We start from the raw sequence: 5051 nt of genomic DNA, 5'->3' as shown, positions 1-5051 counted from the left end.
CGTTAGCGAAGGTGGAGACAAAATAAAAGGCCATCCGACACGGCGTCAAGTCATTTGGAGCCTATGTTCCGACCCCTTGTTGGGTCGGGACGAGGTGACGAGGACGAATCGGGGCCGCCGGAGGCATAAGTGGTCGCGTTAAGTTTTTGCTGCTTGCTTGGGCTGGGATGCCCAAAACAAGCTTTCGCAAAAATAGCGACTCCCCGAATTTCAACTAATTATTAAACGTGAATGAAATCAATTTCTTGCTCAATTAGGATAAATTATCATGGTTGGGAAAACCATAGTTCCCCGCCTTTACCGCTTTAGCCTTTCCTTTGATAATAATCAGACTCTCTGGTTCTTTCAGCTCTTCAACCTTATAACCCTTTTGCATCAATATTAAGGGTTCTGTCGCAATCATTGGGCTTTAAAAGACGTAGATCTTTATCGTTTCTTGCTTCTGAAAGATATCTCCATTGGACGCCAACGTCCAATGGAGATATCTCTTGAGTGCAAGCGTGTCGATGACATTTGGGAGAATCAATCAATTATTCAGGATGTTGTTTCTTTAAGAGCCTTTTGATTACTTAAAGTATTTACTCATCGCACTACCCAAGCTTGGTAGGCACTATAATCCAGAGGCATTGGATCAGTTTTTACCCTGGAACCTGACTGAAAAAATCAAGCCGTTAAAGTAAGTGGCGTAACTTGTCTAGGTGGGAAGCTTCGCTTACGTTTTTTTGAACTGGTGAAGTTATGTAAACTCTTTCTTTTTTGCTGCGCAATTTAAAAAAATGGGGATATTACCCATCTTTTTATCCTTTTTTTTCTGTGTATTGGCACTTTCCTCCTTTCCAAGCTTTAAAAGCTTTAAAAGCTTTCAGCCTTATATCCCTATGATTTTAAATACGAAATACGGTGATATAACGAGTAATTTACGGTGATATAACGAATTTTTTTATTTATCTCCTGTTATATTCTACAATGTAACGAGATTATATTTTTTACTCTTTATATTTGGGTCCCGAATGAAAACAAACATGGTAAGAAAACACAATGATGTAATCGAAGCTTGTTACTATATGAGTGTGCCAGAATTACGTTTGATTTATTCTTGTATTTCAAAGATTGGATTTGAGAAAACCATCAGCAAAGAAGAGCCTTTTTATATTTCAGCGATGGAATATTCAGAAGCATTTGGGATTGATCCAAAAAACGTGCATAGAGAAATAAGAAAAGCGGTAAATTCTATTTGGGATAGGGAGTTAGTCATCAAGCGAGAAGGAAGGAAGCCCTTACGATGCCGCTGGGTATCAGCTGATGCTGAATATGAAGATGGAGGTGCAGAAATACATTTTTCTAGTCAAGTAATACCGTACCTGATTAATTTACAAAAAAAGGGCTCCTTTACGATTTATCGTCTTGAAAATATAGGAGGGTTGAAATCAGCATATGGGATTCGGCTCTATGAACTATTGGTTCAATATAAAAAAATTGGCGAACGTGAAATTGAGGTTAAGGAAATTAGGGAGACTCTGTCGTTAGGCACTAAGTACAAAACTATGTGTGATTTTAAAAAGTGGGTTCTGGATGTTGCAACTAAGGAAATAAATACTGAAACAGACCTGAATGTAAGCTATAAAAACATCAAATGTGGCCGTTCGATTGTTGCCTTTCACTTCAGCATTAAAAAGAAGCGTAAAACCCTAGGAACACATCCTAATAGCCCTAAAAAGTATCTTTCGCCAGAAGATACGTACAAAGAATTCCAAAAATCTCGTTTTAGGCATATACAGAGCTATAAAGAAGGCTTTGAAATTCTGGAAAAAGAAGGCTACACGTTAAGCAAAACAGCTTTTATGATGAAATATAAAAAATAGAGTTCATAGCGGGCTACTTAACCCAAAATATCGGACTTCTAGCTAAGCCTTTTTATATGTTTTATCCCTACAAATTATTGATGCGCGGAGCGCGGTTTAAGAGAAATCATATTGCTGTTATTATGGGGAACCTATTGGCTCCCTACGGGCATTACAGGGGCTAACCTTACTTGTATGCGAACGTGAAACAAAAAATGAACAACAGTATTCTGGTGACTCTTAGCCCTGGGGGTAAGTAACTTTTTTTAGCGTATACTCGATATATGAAGATTCCCTTATATAAGAAAATACAAGGGAATCTGACTCTAATGGATTGAGCTATCAGCTTTACTTAAAGGCGGCATAAAATAAGTCCTCCTATTGTGCTTCACATTAAGCCCCTTTAACACTTTTTTACAGCAATCTGGTTCGACCTGTTAGTTATTATACTCTCAGGCAACCCATTGATTATCTCGGAGTTAGTCATTTTAATTGTTCTATTACTAAGTGCCTCACCAGTTTTGTCAGCAGTAAACTCAAACACCTCCAAAACTATATCTTTCAATGACCTATTGTCAGGATAGCCTAATATTTTCGCACGTAGAGCCTCTTCTTCGGGCATAAGCCACCATTGCCCCCCCCCCCATGTGTATAGGCATGCCAGATAAACGCCCACAAGTCTGTATAATCAAAATTAGAAACGCGTGGATAATCTAACCGACCTTTAGCAATAATGGGTAGAAATCTTCTATCCCACCTAGTGCCTTTGGGTGGATATTCTCCATCAACAGAAGTCATACACGATACATGCCTACGTATGACTGTAGGTTTTCTAGCGTACGTTAATCTTATTTCATCCACCTCTTTTGCCAAAAATCCTTTTAACTCGGGCAGCCATTTCTTCTTCAACGCAGGGTCTAGGTCTGCAAGTTCAGGTATCCAACACCTAAGAATATTAAGCATAGAATCTCGGTCTTTTGTATCTAGTCGAACAGAGTCTTTGATGTATTTATGAAGTTCCGCAGGGAGTAGGTATTTAATAAATGAAGTTTTATGGAGTCCTTCATCTCCACCTAGCACCAGCACACATTCATATTTGGGCATAGCATCTGGATGCTTACCTTCATGCTTTGCCATATCAGCGGCTGCACAGCATTGTATTAGCCATCTATACATGGCGACGCGTAGGTGAACGAAATTACGGCGACAGGAGTCCCGTAATTTCGTGAGGTAGCATGGCGCGCCTGTACATTTACAATTTAGGGTTTTATAGTTGTCCATCTTCGTCCACCCTTTTTGGGTTTTTTCAACAGTATCCAGTTCAGGGAAAGCCATACCTCTCAAATGAATACTACTGAAATTATTAAACTTGAATGAAAACATTTCAACTAGGACAAGTGACTAAGCGCTCGTTCATCAGAGTATAGGTAACTACTCATAGAGTATTTTTTAACTTTAATATCAAATAGATATGTTTTTATTCAACGTGCACTTTAGCTACTCAATAATTAAGATGAAACCTCTTTATGCAATTTTGGGAATAATAATTTCATTAACAACACTTAATGGATGTATGGATTTTTCAGACAGGAAGGCAGCAGAACAAGGATATGCTGGTGCACAATACAACTTAGGAGAGATGTATAGAAACGGTGAAGGTGTCGTTCAGGACTACAAAGAAGCCTTTAGGTGGTACAGGAAGTCAGCAGAACAAGGAAATGCTGGTGCACAATACTACTTAGGAAAGATGTATAGAAACGGTGAAGGTGTCGTTCAGGACTACAAAGAAGCCTTTAGGTGGTACAGGAAGTCAGCAGAACAAGGAAATGCTGGTGCACAATACTACTTAGGAAAGATGTATAGAAACGGGCAAGGTGGCGTTTGGGACGACAAAGAAGCCGTTAAGTGGTTCAGAAAGGCAGCAGAGCAAGGACATGCTGGTGCACAATACAACTTAGGAATGATGTATAGATATGGGGGACGTTTCATTGAGGACGACAAAGAAGCCGTTAAGTGGCTCAGGAAGGCAGCAGAACAAGGATATGCTCGTGCACAATACAACTTAGGGCTGATGTATGCCATTGGGAAAGGTGTCGTTCAGGACGACAAAGAAGCCGTTAAGTGGTACAGGAAGGCAGCAGAACAAGGACTTGCTAGTGCACAAAACTTATTAGGAGGGATGTATGGCAAGGGAGAAGGTGTCGTTGAGGATGACAAAGAAGCTATTAAATGGTACATGATGGCAGCAGAGCAAGGACATGCTGGTGCACAAGACAACTTAGGAGAGATGTATGCCAAGGGAGAAGGTGTCGTTCAGGACTACAAAGAATCCGTTAAGTGGTACAAGATGGTAGCAGAACAAGGATTTGCTAGCACACAGTACTACTTAGGAGGGGTGTATGCCAGTGGGGAAGGTGTCGTTCAGGATTACAAAGAAGCAGGTAAGTGGTACAAGATGGCAGCAGAACAAGGATATGATGAGGCACAATTCTTATTAGGGGTGATGTATGCCAATGGGGAAGGTGTCGTTCAGGACTACAAAGAAGCAGTTAAGTGGTACAGGAAGGCAGCAGAGCAAGGACTTGCCGTTGCACAACAATACTTAGGAGGGATGTATGCGAGTGGGAAAGGTGTCGTTCAGGACTACAAAGAAGCAGTTAAGTGGTTCAGGAAGGCAGCAGAACAAGGACATGCTAGTGCACAATACAACGTAGGACTGATGTATGCCAAGGGAGAAGGTGTCGTTCAGGACTACAAAGAAGCCGTTAAGTGGTTCAGGAGGGGAGCAGAACAAGGACATGGTGAGGCACAATTCTTATTAGGGGGGATGTATTCCAGTGGGAAAGCTGTCGTTCAGGACGACAAAGAAGCAGTTAAGTGGTTCAGGAAGGCAGCAGAACAAGGACATGCTAGTGCACAATACTACTTAGGAGTTAAGTATTTCCGTGGTGATGGTGTCGTTCAGGACTACAAAGAAGCCTTTAGGTGGTACAGGAAGTCAGCAGAACAAGGATTTTCTATGGCACAATACGGCTTAGGATTGATGTATGCGAGTGGGAAAGGTGTCCCTCAGGACTATGTTACGGCACATAAATATTTTAATATTGCGGCGTCTAGTGGGGTAAAAAAAGCGCATAAATATAGAGATCTTGTTACAAAGTTAATGACTGCCTCACAAATAGAAAAGGCACAGAATCTAGCAAGTGAATG

At 40.8% G+C, this 5051-nt stretch carries 3 protein-coding genes and 1 pseudogene; 2 read left to right on the top strand and 2 right to left on the bottom strand.

The window, feature by feature from the left end:
- Nucleotides 1-253: 253 nt before the first annotated feature.
- Nucleotides 254-403 (bottom strand): hypothetical protein, encoded by a 150-nt coding sequence (locus CDZ78_RS22380; protein WP_167374405.1) that lies wholly within the window; start codon nt 401-403, stop codon nt 254-256.
- A 607-nt stretch (nt 404-1010) separates the two neighbouring features.
- On the opposite strand from CDZ78_RS22380, the gene CDZ78_RS18695 reads away from it, so the two are divergent.
- Nucleotides 1011-1862, top strand: coding sequence for a replication initiation protein (locus CDZ78_RS18695; RefSeq protein WP_087871328.1), 852 nt, complete (start codon nt 1011-1013; stop codon nt 1860-1862).
- Nucleotides 1863-2426: 564 nt separating this feature from the next.
- On the opposite strand, the gene CDZ78_RS18685 is transcribed toward CDZ78_RS18695, so the two are convergent.
- Nucleotides 2427-2978, bottom strand: a complete 552-nt coding sequence (locus CDZ78_RS18685) for a VapE domain-containing protein (RefSeq protein ID WP_167374404.1) — start codon at nt 2976-2978, stop codon at nt 2427-2429.
- Between the two features lie 436 nt (nt 2979-3414).
- On the opposite strand from CDZ78_RS18685, the pseudogene CDZ78_RS18680 reads away from it, so the two are divergent.
- Nucleotides 3415-5051, top strand: a pseudogene (locus CDZ78_RS18680) (SEL1-like repeat protein); the annotation flags it as partial.

It is taken from the genome of Bathymodiolus platifrons methanotrophic gill symbiont, assembly GCF_002189065.1.
Classification (GTDB): domain Bacteria; phylum Pseudomonadota; class Gammaproteobacteria; order Methylococcales; family Methylomonadaceae; genus Methyloprofundus.
This window is presented reverse-complemented; position numbering and strand designations above follow the sequence as displayed.

Bases quoted from the DNA above. Each gene is read 5' to 3' on its own strand.
- CDZ78_RS22380 (WP_167374405.1), bottom strand. From the start codon at position 403: ATGATTGCGACAGAACCCTTAATATTGATGCAAAAGGGTTATAAGGTT.
- CDZ78_RS18695 (WP_087871328.1), top strand. From the start codon at position 1,011: ATGAAAACAAACATGGTAAGAAAACACAATGATGTAATCGAAGCTTGT.
- CDZ78_RS18685 (WP_167374404.1), bottom strand. From the start codon at position 2,978: ATGGCAAAGCATGAAGGTAAGCATCCAGATGCTATGCCCAAATATGAA.